Here is a 17,760-nt window from a genome sequence, read left to right on the forward strand (position 1 = left end):
GGACCGACCCAGTTATTCGCAGTAGCCGGGCTGATCGCTTGGCGGGACAACCGGGCTCGGCTCGCCTGTGCACAGCGAAGAGGAACGAGCCCCCGACCGGGTCAGGTAGGGGGCTCGTTCGGTCAGCGTCCGCGGCTCAGAGAACCGGGACAGTCACGTTCGGCAGGAGCTTGCCGTTGACGAACAGCGAGACCGAGCCGCTGGGCACGACCGCACCAGTCGTCGTGGCACCATCGGTGACCGCGCCATCGGTGATCGCGCCATCGGTGACGGCGCCATCCGTCACCGCGCCCGCGACGATCGCGCCGTCGGTGACGGCGCCTTCCGTGATCGCGCCATTCGTGATGACGTTGCTCAGAGCGGTCACCTTGCCGGCGTTCTCGGCGCGAAGGCAGTCGTCCGGGTTCTCGCCCGGCTCGGCATCCCATTCGCCCCATGTCACGGTGCTCCCGAAGGAGTACTCGGCGAACGAGTAGGCGCCGAAGTCGTACCCACCGAAGTTGTAGCCGCCGAAGGCGTACGCGCCGAACTCGTAGGCGTCGAACGTCGGCGCGTTCCATTCCGCGCTCGCACCCGCGACGAAGCCGCTGCCGTTGGTCAGACCCTTGAGGAAGAACCCGGTGAACTGGTTGCTCTTGCGCGCGTCGTAGTCGACGGAGTAGCCGAGGGTGCCGTTCAGCACACCGACACGGGTGCCCGTGCGCTGGCCGTCGCGCTCGCCGTCGCGGACGCCCTCGCGTGTGCCGACCCGACTGCCGTCGCGCGTTCCGACACGCGAGCCGTCGCGCTCACCCTCACGGTGGAACGTCTTGTTCTTGTTCTCGATGGTGCAGGTGAGATCCTGCGACACGCTCTGAGTCGCCGACTGCACGCCGACCTGGCTGGCGCTCTGCGTGCCGGCCTGCGTGCCGGCCTGCGTGCCTGCCTGCGACACGTCCTGCGACAGCGACTGCGAAGCAGCCTGCGTCGTCGTGAACGAGAGGGCGGCGGCGTTCTGCTGCAGCTTCTGGTTGTTCCAGCCCATCACGGTCTGGACTTCACCCTTCCCCACGAAGCCCACACCGGAATCGGTCATGGTGTAGGCGCTTGCCCCCGTCGTGCTGCAGACGAGAGCCGTAGCCGCGAGCGCTGTGGCCGCGGCGATCTTTGTGATGCGACGCATCGATGATCCCCCTTGATCATTTTCGGGTTGCTCACCGGGTTGCTGAGTCCCGTGGTGAGCGATTCAAGGGACACTATCATAATTCTAATGAACCTCTAATGCGCCTCTGTTCCGCGACTAAACCGCTGTTCTTGGAGACCCACGCACCTTGTGCAGCCGCTCGCGGCCAGAGAGTCCCGGGCCTTCGCGGCGCGCTCGACACCCTGCCGCCGCCTGGTCTGGTCCGAGCCATGGGAAAGGGTATGGCAGCGACCCCGCCGCTCAGAGGTGGTGGTGGAGAAGTCGCTGGTCACCGGTGAAAACCGGAAAAGGTGCCCCTGGAGGGACTCGAACACGTTTTGAGCATTCTGCATAGCGTCATCGAACGACAACTTCCGCGGAATTACGGGGGTTTTGGAGAGCTCGACGACATCGAACGACGTCCGAAAACAGCCAACTGCGAATGGTATGCGGCCAAATTGCGGCCAAGAATCCCTGTCCCGGAGGGGCGTCGGAGGGCATGCCAGCAGAGGATGCGGCCAAATGGTTATTGGACACTAACTGAAGACCGCAGTTTTGAGCTTTTTGGACGCAGTGTCGCATCTTGTAGAGCATTGTGCTCAAACGCCGATTTTTGCGCCGAGTTGCTGTCAGCGCCCGATCGACGGGCCGCCGGGCCGGCTGGGGCCCGTCGGCCCACTCCGATGAAGGAAAGGGTCGACCGCTGGCGCCCTGCGAGGCTCCTGGATCCGCACCTCGGGCGCGAGGCCCGAGTCGCGCGCGCGACTCATGAGGCGAGTCGCGGTGCTCTGGCTGATATCGAGCGTGTCGGCGACGAGCTTGAGCGGAGGGTAGCTGAGCGCTGTCGCGACGCGGTAGACGGCGACCGCGTCGTAAAGGATGTCCGAGGGCTCGCGATCTTCGCGTGTCTGCTCGCGTGCGAGAAACTCTCCCACGGGGATGCGCTCGCTGTAACCATCGCCGGATTCGACGTCAACGGTGACGACGGCGAAGGCTGACTTCGTCATGATCCAGTGCGTGCGCACCTCGCGCAGCACCTGACTGGTGATGTCGACGCCGCCCCCCTCCCGCTCGAGTGCGGCAAGAGCGACGGCGGAGCGGCCGAGAGCTGCATCCCATTCGACGCGCACGGTGATCGTCGCAGGCACGTCCTGCTCGCCCGACACCCGCGCATGCCACGTCTTCGGCACGGTTACGCCGCTGCCGAGATCGATGCGTTCCTCGCTGATGTCGTATGTCTCGACTTCTGCCATGGAGCCCACTATTCCAGGTCGGCGAAGATTCGTGAACAAGACTGTCGATCTTGGCTCACATGTGTGATAGCTTGCAGCGAGGGAGAGTGTCACTCCTGGCTCTAGGAAAGGAAGGGCGATGAACCGATCTCAGGACTGCCTGGCTCTGACGATGAAGGATGCCGCGAAGCTCGTCGGCGTCGACTACCGCACGATCAAGCTCGGCATCGACAGCGGGACGATCCCCACGGTCCAGCTCGGCCCACGCCGCATGATCCCCCGGGTTCCGTTGCTTCGCGCCTTCGGGGTCGACGCCTGACCGCTGCTTGTCATGGCGGACAGTGAGGAGCGTGTGGCCATCCACTGCGACGCATTACGGTTGCGCCAACGCCGCTCGTCACGCAATGTGGACCTCACCTCGGTCGCTCCGCGCGCCGGGCTCTTCCCGCTCGAAGGGAACGCATCATGACCGACCAGGACAACCCGATCGACCTCGACTTCCTCCTGCGCGAAGACATCAGCGACGTCGACTTCGAGATCCCAGCCAGCGGACCGGTCGTCGACTGGCGGACACTGGAGGGCGCCGATGCTCGAGCCGCGTGGGACTCCCTGCGCGACTGGGTCGAATGGTTCACGGTCCGCTACAAGATCTCGGAGTCGATCGTGCCGGTGTGCTGGTACAAGCACGGCGACCTCGTCGAGCAACTCGCCGCGCTCCACGCATCCCACACCGTCGCATTCGATCCGTCGGACAACGGATTCGGGCCACTCGGATGGCACGAAGAACTCAGCCTGGCTCTGCCTCGCCTCCGTCAGGCGTACTACAGTCAGTGCTCGCACGGACACGGCCCCGTCAACCCCCGCTCCTGGACGAGCACCGACGACGAGCAAGAATGGGGCGGCTGGATCAACCAGACGCACGCCCGGTGAAGGGCCTCGGCGCCTCGCGGGTCCCGACAAGGGTGTCCAGATCAGATTCGCGTAGATGACGCCGGCCGCATGACGAGGATGCCCAAGCTTGACCACACGATGATGCGCGCCCAGTCGGTGTAGCGGGGTGAGCGGGCGCCCGCGCCGAACCCGGCAGTGTCTGCCCAGATCACGAACTCGTCGAATTGCATCGTCACCCGCGGCGGTGGAGTCGACGGGGCCGATGGTCGCGGAGTCTCGGCCCGGGTTGCTTGCGGGCGAGCCGTCTGTTCGGACGCGCCGGATGATGGATGCCCGGGGTAAGGCTTGCGGCGCGGATCACTGGTGTAGCGCACCAGGATGTCGCGGGCCTCACGCGCACTGTTGAAGTCCCGGCCGAGCCGCGCGCGATCGTTCGGGTTTCGCATCCGGGTGCAGGTCGGGGTGGAGTGCCCTCGCGCGCCGTCGGAATGCATCGCGGATCTCGTCGACCGTGGCGGCCGCGGGGACTCCGAGGTGGGCGCGCGCTTCGTCGAGCGTCATGCCATCGCCGTCAGGTAGCGCTGGTACTCCCGGGTGAGGCGCTCCTGCAGGCCGCGCTGTGCGACGACCGCAAACTGAGCGAACAGCCTCTCGGTGAGGCGCGCCTTGAGAACCTCGTGAACGATCAGCAGGGCGATCGAAGCGAGCCCCGCCGAGAACCCGACCAGGCGAAGCATCGGCGACGATCCGAGGAACGCGCTCGCGATCAACATGACGAGAAACAAGTACCCGAGCCAGTTCGAGAGGCGCCCCCAAATCGCGATCGACCGGTAGTAGGCGCCGGTGGTCTGCCACCAGAGCTTGTTGGGCCTCCAGAACTCCCACCCATCCGGCGCGGCAGCGCCGGCCTGCGTCGGCGACCAATCGGCCGGTGGCTGCCAGAACGCGTTGTCGCGCACCCACTTATCGGTCGGCGTCGGCCAGCCCCGGGGCAGGCGAAAGTCAGCGGGCACCACGGCTACACGGATGCGGGCCCCTCGTCGGGTCAACGTCGTCGTCCTCCCCAGGAAACGGGACATCGTCGACGCCCAGACTAGTGTCGACCCGGGCCCGTGCTTCGCAGCCGCGATCAGAACCCCTGCCATGCTGTGTCTGTGCCCCAGCAGAACGACCTCGTCGCCGTGCTCATCGATGCAGACAATGTCTCGCCCGCGCGGATCGGCGCGGTCATGACGGAGATCGCGCAGTACGGCACAGCATCCGTGAAGCGTGTCTACGGGGACTGGACGAAACCGCAACTAGGCAGCTGGAAGACCGCCGCTAGCGAGCACGTCATTCAGCCGATGCAGCAGTTCGCGAACACCGCCGGCAAGAACGCCACCGACAGTGCCCTCATCATCGACGCGATGGACCTGCTCTACACAGGGAGGTTCCAGGCGTTCTGCATCGTCTCCAGCGACAGCGACTTCACCCGCCTCGCATCCCGGATCCGAGAGGACGGTGTCACGGTCTACGGGTTCGGTGAGCGAAAGACCCCGGAGGCCTTCCGCAACGCGTGCGACCGATTCACGTACCTCGACGTGCTCACCGAGCCATCCACTGATGCTGCCGGAACTCCCGCGCTCAAGACCCGGGTCCCGGCCGCGAAACTGCGCACCGACGGCGCCCTCGTCAGCGCCTTGCGCGCCGCGATCGGCGGCGCATCCCTCGACGACGGATGGGCCGACCTGGCCGCCGTCGGATCGCTCGTGCGAAAGCAGCGACCCGACTTCGACTCACGCAACTGGGGATACGCGAAACTCTCCGAGCTCGTGCGCGAGATCGGACTCTTCGAGATCGGGCCCCGCCCCGCCGGCGGTGTGCGCGTCAGGCTCGCGCCACAACTGGTGAAGTAGCCGAGGCGCCCGGATTCGATCCCCAAACGGGCCGCGCGTCATAGTCATTCCACCTAGCGCGGGTTCGCACCTGCGGCCGTGTCCGGACGCATACAGCGCGGTGCGGATCGTGCGTCAGGCGGCTGGTTCGTCGGCTTCGGGGTCGGTATCCACCGTGTGCAAGACGACGACATCGTGAACCGTCGCGTCGCCCGGCTCGCTGGGCTTCGTCAGCTCAAGCGATGCAAGGTGCTTCTTCAGTCGCATCGACATCGGGAGGAAAGTCGCGAGGGTCAGAGCACCGGACGCGACACCGCCGAGCACAGGCAGTATCTTCGCGACGCCTCCCGCGAAGATCTGCTTCGTCATTCGAATCCCGAGATAGCCGGCGACCGTCTTCACGATCGGATAGATGGCACCCTTCGTTAGGGCCATCTGCGGCAGCTTCTTGAGCGCCTGCTTCGAGAGCAAGTCGGCGATCTTGGCGAGGCCAGCATTGGCGGCGCTCGCCCCAAACATCACCCCGATGAAGATCGTGAGGATGCCCATGGTGGCGTCGTCCGGCTCTTCGTTGTCATCGGAGAAGAGATCGGGCCAGCTGTACAGATACGCGAGCTTCTGAGCGATCCGGATGACGTGGGCGAAGTACTGCGTGATGTCGGCGGGGATTGTCGCCACAACAGCCCATCCGCCGGGCATGCCTGTAGCCGTCGAGAGCGTCGTGACTTTGCTCGTCTCCCACCGGATCGAATCGTCCGCGGCTTTGCCCAGCACCTCGAGCGAGATCCCTGCCGCTGCTGGAGACTGCTCGATCGCTACGCTGATCTGCTCCTCGGAACAGTATCTCGCCAGCGCCTTCGAGAGATATGCCGCTCGATTGATCCGCACGCCAGGCATCTTTGCTGCCGCGACCATGACCCCGGCAAAGCGCGATTCCGGGTCTCCAACTTCATTGCCACCTTTACCCATTCACGCAACCTATCTGATCGTGCTGACACGGCACGGTTCGTTCATAGCTTCTGTCGCGCATCCAGGCGCACGGACGCCAAGCCTTCGAGCAATGAGCGCCACGCCTCCCGCCCCGCCGTGCCTTATGGGCACGGTCGTCGGGGGACTGTTCTGTATTGAGAGATCCCTCTTCCGGCAATGCGCGCATGCGGGACGTCAGCGCGCGGGCGAACCCGTGTCGGGTCAAGCGATCCATGGCACCATGGCAGCGAACCGGCTCTTCGCCGGTGGAGGACCGCATCGGCGCGAGACGATCCTGCGACAGTGGAGGCCATTCCGGCGTTGAGGGTCGTGGGCTAGGTTGAGCGGCATGGTCGACGCTCAGATCGGTGGACCGAGCTGGATCGCGCCGGAGTCACGTCGCTACTTCGGCGAGAACCCCCTCGCGGTCAGTCGCCATGTAACCGCACAGAGCCGGAAGCTTGCTACCGCCGCGATCAGCACGACCACCCACGCTCGCTACTACGCCCTACACTCACTCGTCGCCGATGAGTGCGAGCGGCGCGGTTACGGCCTCGACGAGCAGATGCAGCTGATGCGCCGATGCGAGGTCGTGCTCGCAGCCGTGACGATCGCGCATCGGGACGAGCATCCGCGGTCGCTGAACCCGCACGGGGTCAGGGCGGTAGGCGGCGCGCTAGACCGCTATAGCATGCTCGACCTCGAGGAGCTAGCGGGGACGGGCGTTGGCTCCTATGCGAAGGCGCGATGGGGCTTTTTCTGGGATTACGGGACCGTCGAGCAAACACTCGGCCTCGTGACCTGGACAGCTGATGGTTTGAAGGCTGGCACCCACATCGATGCCAGTGCGGTGAGGGAAGGCCTCGGTGGCATTCTCGACTTCGCCGGACGCGACCGCATCGAGCTCGAGTCGTTGCGCGAGCGGTCGGACCTCTGCCTGTGCCAAATGCGATGGTCGGCCGATGGCGCCGCGTTGCGGGAGAGGTTGCTCCCGTCCAGAGCGGAACCGCACGCCAGTAGCGCATCGGCGCAGACGACCCACCTCCTGCTGATCCTCCTGGAACTGAACGCAGGCGGCGGTGGGACGCTGCAGGACGAACTCGGGAACTTCCTCTTGTTCAACCCCATCGCTAAAGACGACGCGCGTCTGCGAGGTTTGGAGGCTACTCCGGCATGGCAAGGGCTACTGCTCCGCGAGATCTCCGTCCGCGCCTGGCATCGCCTGTGGGGTTGGCTCGTTGACCAGATCGACGGTGACGCGACGATCGATGAGCTCGGACAGGCACTCGCGAGAGAGCTGCCGGACGTATCCGTCGGCGCGTATCTCGCGGATCTCCCGCCACGTACAGATCACGCCGGAACCGAACCTCGGATGCTGCCTGCCGAGGAGCAGGTCGAGCTGGACCAAACCCGCACGGCCGTGGACCGACAGTTGGGCAAGCTGTTGCTCGGAGCGATGCGAATGGACGAATTGCCATCGAGAGTCGCTGTCTACTTCGAACACGCGCCGACTGAACGACAGTCACGGCTGCGGCCCGGCTGGCTACGCGCCTTGATCCCCAACTGGGCCGATCAGTCGCTGCGCGATTTTGCGATTTTCCTGACTCAGCAAATGATCTTCCGCGCAAGCCAGGTCACCCTCTCAAAGGCAAGATTCGATCCAACAACGTGCATATACGAACTACCTCTCGGTATCTCGGTCCGTGATGGACTTGTCGTCAAGGACACAAACCAGGCCTCCATCGACACGTGGTTTCGTTGGAACGCACTCGCACGAATACTCGCGGGAGTAGGACTCACCGAGAACGTCGACGGACGCTGGCAGGTCACGGAGCAAGGTCGCCTGTCGTGACCATGATCGAGGCGACCGCCGATCCCATCGTTCCTCTGCGGCTTTTCGCTGAGGAGGCAGCGCACCGCGACATGCAGGCGACCGAAGCGCTCTTCCTTACGTACAACGTCGACCTGCCGTTTCTCGAAGCACGTCTTCTCGACCTGTGTCGACAAGCGGGAGCCCGCGTCACCGTGGTCGCCGACGCCACGGTATGGGCGCCAGACCTCCGCTCCGTCACCCGGGCTGGCCTGCGCTACCACCTCGGGCTGGTCTGCGCGAGGGCGGCGTTCCATCCCAAGCTCAGTGTCATCGTCGGTCCCGAGCGAGCGATCGCGATTGTGGGATCGGGGAATCTCGGGATGGCGGGCTGGCAATCGAACGCGGAGATCGCCACCGTGATCTCAGCGACCAAGGATGCCGCGCCTATCGCGATGGAAGACCTGCGTGGCGTTCTCGACACGCTCGCGAACCGCTCGGAACTGGACCCGTCGTCCGCGGACGCCATCCGCCGAACAAGTGCTGAACTGACCGCGCTTCTCGCGCAAGCCGAAATCATCGATACGGGGCATCGCGTCGCCGCGTCGTGGGACGGACCGCTCGCCGACCGGTTGCCGTCCAGCCCTGTAGACGAACTGTTGCTTTCGGCAGCATTTCACGACAAAGCGAGCGCTACCGTGGCCGATCTGCTGCGGCGCTTGCGGCCAAGTTCGGTGCGCGTCGCGCTGCAGCCGGGTCGAACGGTCATCGACCCAGCCGCGCTAGATCGAGTGCTCACCGAATACGCCTCAGAGTCGGACGCAGATTGCGCCGTGCTCATCGACCAAGAACCCCGGTATCGCCACGGCAAGCTGATCGAGTGGACGGTCGACGGGGCGCGGTCGGCATTGACGGGTAGCCCGAATCTGTCGAGCGGGGCGCTGTTGCTTGACGTCCCGAAAGGCAATTTCGAACTCGCGGTCCTTGGCCCCACGTCGACACTCTTCCCGCCAGGCAATCCAGCCTCCAACCCCGCCAGTCTCCCCGCGCGTTCGGGGTTCCTCCCCGGCGAAACACCAGGTGAAAGCGGTCCGCTCGTTGTTGCCGCCACTGTGCGGCGGGACGTTCTGAGCCTTCGAGTAGCCCGAGCGACAACCAACTTCGACGTCGAATCGTCAAACTACTCCGACCCCGACGCCTGGCTTACCCTGCGTTCGGAGACTGCGGCGGTATCAACCCTCGAACTGACCGGCGAATTCAACGGCGGTGACCGTGTTCGACTCGCGTGGAACGACTCCAGCGGCTCCCGCAGACGGTCCGCTCCGATGTACGTCACGGACCTCGAATTGGCGCTCAGTCGGCCGGTCGATCGTTCTCACGAACCCCGGATCAAACAGGCTGCACTGACCGACCTGTGGGGCGACGACCTCTCATTCCTAGAGTCTCTTCTCCACGAACTGCAAAGCCTCACAGGACCTCTCACGGAATCCATGCCTTCGTCGCCGGAACTGACACATGTGATTCGGCCCGACACCGGGAGAACCGCACCGAAGTCGGACACAGACGTCTGGCTCTGGCTCAGAGAGGACGTGGTCGCGACACTTGGACCAGGAATCGGCCCATTCGCACTAGGGTTCCCACCGCTCCCGTTCGCGTCAACGGCGCCATCGCCTGACTGGACGGACGTCGCGGACCTCACTGAGGAAGCCGACCTTGAGACGGAAGTCGACCCGGGCGACAGCGAGACGGAAGAGAACGACGATCCTCACGGGTCCGACGAGCCGAATGAGTTCTCCGTCGATCACAACAAGAGTCCCCTTGGCGTGCGCCGAAAGAAGCGGCGCTGGTGCCAAGACATAGCTGACATCGCTCCCCGCCTGGACGTCCCATACAGACTGCTGGCACTCCGCATCACACTTCGGTTCTGGCGCCGCGGCGACTGGGACGAAGACGATCCGAGCCCTCTACGCATTATCGACACGCTGGTGACTTCACTCGCTGCACCAAACCCGCGAGGCCGCCTGGACCCTCCGGCCGAACTGACGGCCCGGGTCGGCAGTCTCGTCACGGTTGCGCTGACGCTTCTGCAGCCGGACGACGGTGGAGCCGACGAGGTGAGGAGCGACATCTACCGGTCCCTTCGCGCCGTCCTGGCGAGCCTGAGTTCGACAGCATCCGATGAACAACTCGAGGCCGACTTCAAGAATCTCGTCAAGCAGGCCGACATGGAGTACTACATGTACACCGCCCACAGACTGAGAGAAGACGCGATAAGCGGTGACCGCCTCGGCGAGCTTGAACGTCGACTACGACTCGAGAACACCCCGTCATCAGTCACCCGACCGGCGATCAATCTGCTGCACCTGGTCGCAGACGTCCCTACAGTTCGCGTCGAACGACTCGCGCTGGAACTCATCTGCGAGGTCGAAGAGCACAGCGGAATCGGAATCTGGGTAAGCAATCGAGAAGGTGACTGGGCCCTCGCCGCGTGGAGCGCCCGTGACCTTATCCGGGTTACCCCCTATCCGAACGGTCGTCTCCGCTGGCGGTACCACCATCTCCGCCAGCTCACCACTCCATGCTCAATCGCCGGCGAGGAGTTCCGCGGACAGAATGTGAACCTCGGAAGGTCTCGACCGGAGCCGGAAGCGGCCGCGATCCTTCAAGCGATGGGAATCACAGACCCGTACCCGCCCACATCGACAGGCCGAACGGACGCGGCGGCCGCCGATTGAGGCGCTCCTCGAGGAGCACAACCTCGCCGGTGATACGGAGTGGAATTGCCCCGTTCCATTCCCGAATCGGGGCATCCTGCGGCCACGGGATCGTAATTCGGGCAGTAGCACCCAAGCGAGACCGTGATTCGGCGTCGTCGGCCGTAGGTTAGGCGCTCATTCTTCCGGTTTGCCGATGATGTAGAAGTCGATGTGGATCCCGGTGACTGTGCCGTCGGGGGCGAGGGTGCGGTCAAGTGCATAGAACCCGTCGTCGCCGTAGCCCGCGCGCGAGAGGATCAGGTTCTCCCCTCGTGTCGCCAGGGGCAAGACGATGTTCGCCGTGCCGGGCGGCAGCGGGTCGTCATCCATCTGCTGCGCCCACCAGGAGTCCGGCTTGCCTGAGCGGAAGATCTCGGAAAACCAGTCGCCTCTGTTGTAGGGCATGCACCGGGTCGCTGCCTCGGCGTCGAGGAAGGCGACGGTGCCGGCATCGACCTCGATACCCCAGTACCGGCCGGGGCCGGGTGGTCCGTCGCGATTCGGGGCCGCCTCTACGGATGCTGCTTCCGACTCGGAGAGCACGACGGACAGGTACCCCGGCCGCACGAGCGAGCGGTCTTGGGTTTCGGACAGATCGACCATGGTCGCTCGAACCGGGTAGTGGCCGGACGGTACCGGGATCAGGGTCGGAGCATCCAGGTTCACGTACGGGTCGCAGGCTCCGAGCAGCCCCGACTCCACGTACAGCTCACCAAGATCGACGACAGTGAGCTGCACCCAACGCCCATCGGGCAACGGAGCCCGGCCGGAACACAACGCGTAATAATCGCCGATCTCCATGGCTCGATCATGCCGGTCTGTCGACTACCAAGGCACCCACGACGCAACTGTCGGCATTCGGATCACTCAGTGGGCTTCGGCCTGGAAGTGGGCGCTCAGGAGGAGACGGAAACCACGCGACCTCCCTCAACGATCACAGTGCCGTAGAACCGCTGCGACTCGCCGCTGTAGATCCCATCGGGCAGCCCCTCTGCGTCATCCAGGTTGCCGCGATATACGAAGCCCCACGAGCCGGTGGTGGGAAGCCACTCCTGCACAAGGACGTCGTGGCCCACGAGGGCTGAAATGGTCCCGTCGTCCATGTCTGCCAATTCGGATGGACGAGGCGTCAGGCTCTCGTCGTAGTTGCCGAATACGGGCATCTGTCCTCCTGGGTCGCTCGGGACGGCTCAGCCTATCGCCCAACTCGCACGCGCCTGGCTGGGAACTTGGCAGTGGCATCTCCGGCGGATCCCCATGCGGGCAGTGCGCGGAAGGGGCGGGATGGCGTGCAGCCGGTCCCAAGGTCGGCGTGTGTGGAGAGCTACCCATCGTTCCGACCCGGAAGACACCTTGCCAGATCGGGTGCATCTGAGCTCAAGCACAGTGCCCCGTGCGCAAGCGTGTGGCCTCACCACTGAGCGATACCCGCGCAATCGAGTGCCCCCAGACAGAGCGCGGGCCAGGTTACGGCGAAACCCACGGTTGACTCTTCTTCCAGCTTGAAGGTGTTGATGCCTAGGACCTCTCCACGAGCGTTCACCAGCGGGCCGCCACTGTTGCCGTGGTTGATGGCTGCATCCGTCATCAACAGCCGCTCGTCAGTCAAGACATTTGAGGCGGTTCCGAACGTTACGGAGCCGGCGATCCCGTGGGGGCTACCGAAAGCCGCTACCCACATCCCGATGCTCGGCTCATCTGCACGGCGAAGTGGCGTCAGGGAGTGCTCGATGGTGAGGATCGCAAGGTCGTTCAGCGAGTCCGATTGCGTGATCTTTGCGTCGGACGTGAATCCGGATCCTCGGACCGAAACCGGCCCCCTACCGTCGAGGCAGTCTGCGATGACGTGATTGTTGGTGAAGATCGTGTGGGTGGGCTCAGTCGATGTGTCCGTTGACATAGCGAATCCGGATCCCGTCGACTGGGCGCTGCCCGTTGCGCAGACCACCGTGACAACGGACTCCTGCACTTGTCCGACGAACGAGTCGACGCTCCCTGGTCGATCGTAGAGATCATTTGCGCTGAAGTCTGGCTGAGCCCGCCCCAGACTTGTCGCAACAAGCATGGCGACAAGGCCGATCGATGCAGCCGCAGCCAATCCAAGAATCCAAATCAGTGGGCGAGACGGGAGTGTTTGAATCGCTCGCGCCGGCTTGACCTGCTCAGGAGTCGCGTCGTGAAGACGACCTGAGCGGTACTCATACATGCGGTCCGCGAAGTGAAGTTTGTCCCCGTCCGTTAGGGTTGCGCGATCGATTCGCTGGCCGTTCAGAAACGTCCCGTTCGCCGAAGCCAGATCCTGAACGAATGGATTGCTGGGATCGAGGTCGACGACCGCATGGCGGCGGGACACAAGTGACGAGGTCACGATGAGGTCGGCGGGCGCTTCCCGTCCCACGACGAGAAGAGTTCTGCTGGCGTCCATCTTCAGTTGCTTAGGAAGCACGCGGTAGCGGCGCCGTCATCGATCGCAGCGTTTAGCGCAGCGACGTCGTCCCACAGGAGGTCTTCCCCGGCCTTTATTCGTGCGCGTTCCCGCGGATACAGGTCATCGTGCGAGCCCTCCCTCGTTTCGACGGCGATCGACGCGGAGTAGTCGTCCCAGTAGCGGCCGAGATTGACGAGATCATCGACAACTTCGATTTGCGCGCTTGACACTTCGGCGCTGTAGTGGGAACCCTCGTTCGCGGAGGCGGCCGAGACGATTTCCGTTTGCAGGGCGAAGAGATCGTCGGCCATGCCGGTTGCTCGGGCGGACCAGATCGACCAATCCTCCCACTCGCCGGTGTTCCACCGATGCCGGGAGTGGGCATCGAGGTAGGCCTGAGTTGAGCCGAGTGCCTTCGCAAGTTCGGCGCGCCACTCCTCATTTGCCGTATCGATACATCCCTGGACATCCCCGCGGGAGAGCACTATTTCCCTGCCCTCTGTCCCCTTAGGGCCGTGGATAGTGAGCGTTACGTTCTCGCTCCGCGCTCTGACGGAAATCTGTAGCGGTTGGCCAATCGACAGCACGTTGAGCCCGAGTTCGCCGGCCGTCCACGTCTGTTGAAAGGCCTCGTCTCCGGTAAGCGTTGGCTCGTACGCGACGGTGATCTTCGAGTCGGGATGCCATTTCCCGACCTCCAGCTCGCCACCGCGTCCGCTGGGGAATGCGATCGTACTCCCCTCGCCGTTCTCGACCTTGATCCGGATTGTGGGGCGTTCGACGAACATATTGCCTGATAGCGCGTTGTCGTATTCGAGCTCGATCGCGCCGCCGAACGGGGCGATCGCGTTGGCAGTCGCAAGGCCGAGCGCGGCGACGACAAGTACCAGTGCTGCCGCCGCAGCAATGATTGGCCAACGTCGCGTGCGAATGCGCGAACTGGAATTATTGGAATCCGCGTCGACGGGCCCTGCGGCTTCCACGTGGGCGGCGCGAGCCAGCGCAGTCGCTGAACCGAGCACGGTTGAATTCGATGCTTCGTCGGTCTGGCCGGAGTTGCCCACGAAGGATGCGAGAACGCTACGAACGGTCTCGAGAGGAGGCCTGGATTCGGGGTCCTTCGCTAGACAGCCGGATGCGAGGCCGCGCAGCGGTTCCGGCACGTCTGTCAAGTCCGGCGCTTCGTTCACGACCCGGTACAGCATCGCGTCCGGCCGTCCTTCGCCGAACGGGTTCCTGCCCGTCGTAATGAACACGATCAGCATCCCGAAGTTGAACACATCGGAGGCCGCTGTAACCGGCTTTCCAACCGCCTGCTCGGGCGAGAGCCACGACGGGGTTCCTACCAACGCGCCCGTTCGCGTCGACCCGGCGACGTCCTCGATCGCGCTAATCCCGAAGTCGACGACGCGGATGCCATCGGGGCCATAAATGATGTTCGAAGGCTTCAGGTCGCGGTGGACAATGCCCGCCGCGTGGATAGTCTGCAAAGCCTCGGCAACGCCGTCCAGGGCGGCAGATGCCATAGCGCCGGCAAGCGGGGAGGTCGCGACCATCGCCGCAAGAGAGGCGCCAGGGACGTACTCGACCACGAGATACGGCAGTTCGGCCGTTGACTCAACGCCCAGGACCCTGGCAACTCGGCTCCCCTGCACCCGTTCAAGCGCGGTTGCCTCACGCGCGAGGAGCTCACGCAGCGGCTGCGACGTGGCAAGGTGTCTGTGGAGAACCTTCACCGCAACCGCCGTCCCGTCCGCGCGGTGCCCCAGAAACACCACTGCTGACCCACCCTCGCCGATGCGCGCGCTAAGTCGCACATCCCCAAGATTCTGCGGGTCGCCCTCGACTAGAGGCGTTGTCATGCCTTCACCTGTCCGTTCAGATTCCAGGTCCGCTCGCATCCCACTGCGAGCCGAGATTCGGCGCGGCCCGCTTGGCGGCTGGCGTCGAAGCAACCGAATTATATGAAGTGTCAGCTGACATCGCGCAGCGCGACCGGCAGGTCGAGCTTCCCCGCGCCGTAGCGTTCGTAGTATGGGCTATCTCGGCTGGTGAGTGCGTAGGCGACGAGATGAGGTCAGTGGACCCCAGGCCCTGCTCTAATGGATGTCTATCGCACTTCTATGTGAATTCTATGCATAGGGCGCTGTGTGGTGTGTGGATGGAGTGGGAACGCGTTCCAGAGCAATGCTCCGCCAAGGAGCCCGGCTTTGCTAAGCAGTCCGTGCACAGCGGTCGCGCTGGGTTCCTTGCTACCCACGAGGCCGACGTATGCCGGTGATGTGAATGCCACGCCGGACTGTCTAGCGCCCTGCCAGCCGGCAGCTTCGCCGACCAAGACAAGCTCGCCGCCCTCGACAGACCTGAGATGAGCGATTAGACGGTCCCGACGCTGTGAGACCGTTGTAGCGAATCCCCCCTCGAGATCGCTTGCGTCCAAGTAAAAGTTCGTCGCGAGCGCGCTGGACCGGATCGCCAGAACGGCATCAGCCAACGCATGGTTCAATAGCACCACTCCACTTCGAACAGCGACTGCGACTTGCCCTGATCCTAGGGGCGCCCTCCTCAGACATTCGTATCGGGCAGTGCGCGGTCGGGGGCACCGAAAGCGTGCAAGTGTCGCTCTCAACGGGCGTTCGCGCGTAGCCGATCATGCTGGCCGCGACGTCGAGTCGGCTCAGCCCGGGGGCCCTTACAACACTGAGTCCGCCCGCGTCGAGCTATACGCTTCCACGCATGGACGCGCAACAGCGAGAGATGCTCGTTCGCGCGCGCCGCGACGTTCCTGTCGATGTGGCGGCTCGCGAGGAGAAGGCTCAGGAGCTCCTCTCTCGCCTATTCGAGCACCTTGACGAGCTGGACATCGAGTCGCACGAGATCTTGATCCGTCGTCGGCGGGGCGCGCGAAACTCCGTCATCCTCTGGGGTGATGACGAATCCCTGGGCGAGTACCTGCTCGATGATCGACTGCTGCTCTGCGCCGAAAACACTCGCGCCGTCCTGACGGATGCCCTTGTCAGTGCGGGCTATGAGCCGCCGCGAGAGGCCCTGGTGGCCTGGACCCTCGGCGCCCCCACGCTTCGCGCACACATTGGCTTGTACGGATGGGGACCGGTCCTCGCCGTTCAGCTTCGCCCCGAAGGGTCAGTGCGACCTTTCCTCGCGGCGAGCTGCTTCTTCGACGTGGGGACATACATCAGTGTTGCTGAGGCGTTCAACCCCGCGATTGAGCGCGCCCTTCGCTTCCATGGTGTACAGGCGCGCCCGGTGTCGCCGAACGATGTGCCGGAGACGGCCAATGTCAACTCATCACTGAGTCTGGAATGGGACCCTCAGTGGTGGGGGACACTGGTGCCTCCCCACAGCCCGCACGAGCAACTGGTGCGCCGCGCTCTGACAGCGGAAGCAGCCGCCCGGGTGGCACCCGAGGTCGCGCGCGCGGTGAGCGAGATCATTGGCCGAGTGGTGGTTGACCAGTTCCACCCGAATTCCGCTGGCCATAGGGGTTGGCTTCGTCGCAGCGGAATCGTGTCGGCTGAACTCGCAAGGGAACTCTCAGATCACGCACCCGCCATCCGGTTGCCGGCCGGGTGGATGCAGGCGTGGGACGAATCTCGGCACATCTCGGAGGACCACGCGATCCTGCTCACAGCGTTGAAGCTTCGTAGTGACTTCCCCGATTGGTGGGTTGAATTGCCATGGCGGGACTTCGATCCAGTCGGGGGCGACACCCGCGGGCCCCACCCGCTACAACTGACCTCCGAGGACATCCAGAAGAGCACAGCTCCCGACCTGCTTCGAGTCATCATCGACCACGATCTGTTCGGTGCCACGTTTTTTGACATGACGACCAATGACATCTACCGCCTCTGGCTCGTAGCGGCAGTACTCTGCGCTCGGCTCGGCTCGAGCGCTGGATCCCACGAGTCGCCCACTCGCGAGCGCAGATGCGAGATCTGCGGCTTGACTTTCGAGGTCGGATCGCTCGCGGCGCGACACGTCGCCAGCACTCGGACGGCCAACATATGTGCGCTATGCATGGCTGATGCGGTCTACCCCGATCTGAGCCCGTCAAACAAACCCGAGATTCGAGAAGAGGGCACGATCGGAGTCGTGCGCCTGCTATGCGAGATGGCGGGCGCAGCGGTGCCCCGCGCCGTCGCGTTTCATATGCTGCAGAATCGGGTCGAAGACCGGATCGGGGCGGCCATGATGCGAATGCTGCTCCCTGACCGGAGAGACAACTGGTTCTCGTGGTTGAACGTCGCAGGCGTCGTGAACGACGGCTGGCGGGGCAGCTATGGCGTCACGAGCATCGCAAACGACGGCCACCCGTGCCGATCCCTCATCGAGCGATACATCGACGACTTCATGAGCGCCGCAGGAATCGACCATGATGTCGAACCGCAGTACCCGTACCACCCCGAGTTCAATCCGAACAGCCGGTTGAGAGCGGACTGGGAGCTAACCGACGGCACATTCGTCGAAGCCGCCGGGCTGATGACCTCAGAGAAGTATCGAGCACGCATGAGCACGAAGCGACAGCTCGCCGATGCCTGCGGGTTCAAGCTCATCGTGATCACGGAGTCCGACCTCACCGACCTGGATCGGCTACTTGAGTCGTAACGCCCAGATGCA

The 17,760-nt window shown here is 64.1% G+C and carries 15 protein-coding genes and 1 pseudogene; 6 read left to right on the forward strand and 10 right to left on the reverse strand.

What is annotated here, in order from left to right:
• Window positions 1-136: 136 nt before the first annotated feature.
• Entirely contained in the window at window positions 137-1,162 is a 1,026-nt protein-coding gene (locus MJ607_RS01570; protein ID WP_243073790.1) for a hypothetical protein, read from the reverse strand.
• Window positions 1,163-1,791: 629 nt separating this feature from the next.
• Window positions 1,792-2,415 carry a hypothetical protein gene (locus tag MJ607_RS01575; protein ID WP_243073791.1) on the reverse strand — a complete coding sequence of 208 codons (624 nt, stop codon included), beginning with the start codon at window positions 2,413-2,415 and terminating at the stop codon, window positions 1,792-1,794.
• Window positions 2,416-2,533: 118 nt separating this feature from the next.
• Here MJ607_RS01575 and MJ607_RS01580 point away from each other — a divergent pair, with 118 nt between their 5' ends.
• Both MJ607_RS01580 and MJ607_RS01585 read left to right on the forward strand, forming a co-directional pair.
• A complete protein-coding gene (locus tag MJ607_RS01580; protein WP_243073792.1) occupies window positions 2,534-2,713 on the forward strand; it encodes a helix-turn-helix domain-containing protein in 180 nt (59 codons plus the stop codon).
• Window positions 2,714-2,859: 146 nt separating this feature from the next.
• A complete protein-coding gene (locus MJ607_RS01585; protein ID WP_243073793.1) occupies window positions 2,860-3,324 on the forward strand; it encodes a hypothetical protein in 465 nt (154 codons plus the stop codon).
• Window positions 3,325-3,365: 41 nt separating this feature from the next.
• Here the strand turns inward: MJ607_RS01585 and MJ607_RS20310 are convergent, their stop codons facing one another.
• A complete protein-coding gene (locus MJ607_RS20310) occupies window positions 3,366-3,779 on the reverse strand; it encodes a hypothetical protein (protein WP_374238014.1) in 414 nt (137 codons plus the stop codon).
• A 63-nt stretch (window positions 3,780-3,842) separates the two neighbouring features.
• Window positions 3,843-4,364: a hypothetical protein gene (locus MJ607_RS01595; RefSeq protein WP_243073795.1), complete on the reverse strand. Its 522-nt coding sequence runs from the start codon at window positions 4,362-4,364 to the stop codon at window positions 3,843-3,845.
• A gap of 75 nt (window positions 4,365-4,439) precedes the next feature.
• On the opposite strand from MJ607_RS01595, the gene MJ607_RS20140 reads away from it, so the two are divergent.
• Window positions 4,440-5,180: an NYN domain-containing protein gene (locus tag MJ607_RS20140; RefSeq protein ID WP_243073796.1), complete on the forward strand. Its 741-nt coding sequence runs from the start codon at window positions 4,440-4,442 to the stop codon at window positions 5,178-5,180.
• 114 nt (window positions 5,181-5,294) lie between these two features.
• Here MJ607_RS20140 and MJ607_RS01605 read toward each other — a convergent pair whose 3' ends face one another.
• Window positions 5,295-6,128, reverse strand: a complete 834-nt coding sequence (locus MJ607_RS01605) for a hypothetical protein (protein ID WP_243073797.1) — start codon at window positions 6,126-6,128, stop codon at window positions 5,295-5,297.
• Between the two features lie 349 nt (window positions 6,129-6,477).
• Here MJ607_RS01605 and MJ607_RS01610 point away from each other — a divergent pair, with 349 nt between their 5' ends.
• Window positions 6,478-7,980, forward strand: a complete 1,503-nt coding sequence (locus MJ607_RS01610) for a hypothetical protein (protein WP_243073798.1) — start codon at window positions 6,478-6,480, stop codon at window positions 7,978-7,980.
• A complete protein-coding gene (locus MJ607_RS01615; RefSeq protein WP_243073799.1) occupies window positions 7,977-10,673 on the forward strand; it encodes a phospholipase D family protein in 2,697 nt (898 codons plus the stop codon). The genes MJ607_RS01610 and MJ607_RS01615 overlap by 4 nt, the downstream gene beginning before the upstream one ends.
• 156 nt (window positions 10,674-10,829) lie before the next feature.
• Here the strand turns inward: MJ607_RS01615 and MJ607_RS01620 are convergent, their stop codons facing one another.
• The 5 genes and pseudogenes from MJ607_RS01620 to MJ607_RS01635 all read right to left on the reverse strand — a co-directional run bounded on the left by MJ607_RS01620 (window position 10,830) and on the right by MJ607_RS01635 (window position 14,984).
• Window positions 10,830-11,495 (reverse strand): DUF4241 domain-containing protein, encoded by a 666-nt coding sequence (locus tag MJ607_RS01620; protein WP_243073800.1) that lies wholly within the window; start codon window positions 11,493-11,495, stop codon window positions 10,830-10,832.
• A 95-nt stretch (window positions 11,496-11,590) separates the two neighbouring features.
• Entirely contained in the window at window positions 11,591-11,857 is a 267-nt protein-coding gene (locus MJ607_RS01625; protein WP_243073801.1) for a hypothetical protein, read from the reverse strand.
• 248 nt (window positions 11,858-12,105) lie between these two features.
• Window positions 12,106-12,900 carry a S1C family serine protease gene (locus MJ607_RS01630; RefSeq protein WP_374238029.1) on the reverse strand — a complete coding sequence of 265 codons (795 nt, stop codon included), beginning with the start codon at window positions 12,898-12,900 and terminating at the stop codon, window positions 12,106-12,108.
• 21 nt (window positions 12,901-12,921) lie between these two features.
• Window positions 12,922-13,119: pseudogene (locus MJ607_RS20315) on the reverse strand (FHA domain-containing protein); the annotation flags it as partial.
• A 2-nt stretch (window positions 13,120-13,121) separates the two neighbouring features.
• On the reverse strand, window positions 13,122-14,984 hold the full coding sequence (locus tag MJ607_RS01635; protein ID WP_243073803.1) for a serine/threonine-protein kinase: 1,863 nt from the start codon (window positions 14,982-14,984) through the stop codon (window positions 13,122-13,124).
• 874 nt (window positions 14,985-15,858) lie between these two features.
• Here MJ607_RS01635 and MJ607_RS01640 point away from each other — a divergent pair.
• Window positions 15,859-17,748 (forward strand): hypothetical protein, encoded by a 1,890-nt coding sequence (locus MJ607_RS01640; protein ID WP_243073804.1) that lies wholly within the window; start codon window positions 15,859-15,861, stop codon window positions 17,746-17,748.
• Window positions 17,749-17,760 lie beyond the last annotated feature (12 nt).

Source organism: Microbacterium sp. SS28 (assembly GCF_022761035.1).
Lineage (GTDB): Bacteria > Actinomycetota > Actinomycetes > Actinomycetales > Microbacteriaceae > Microbacterium.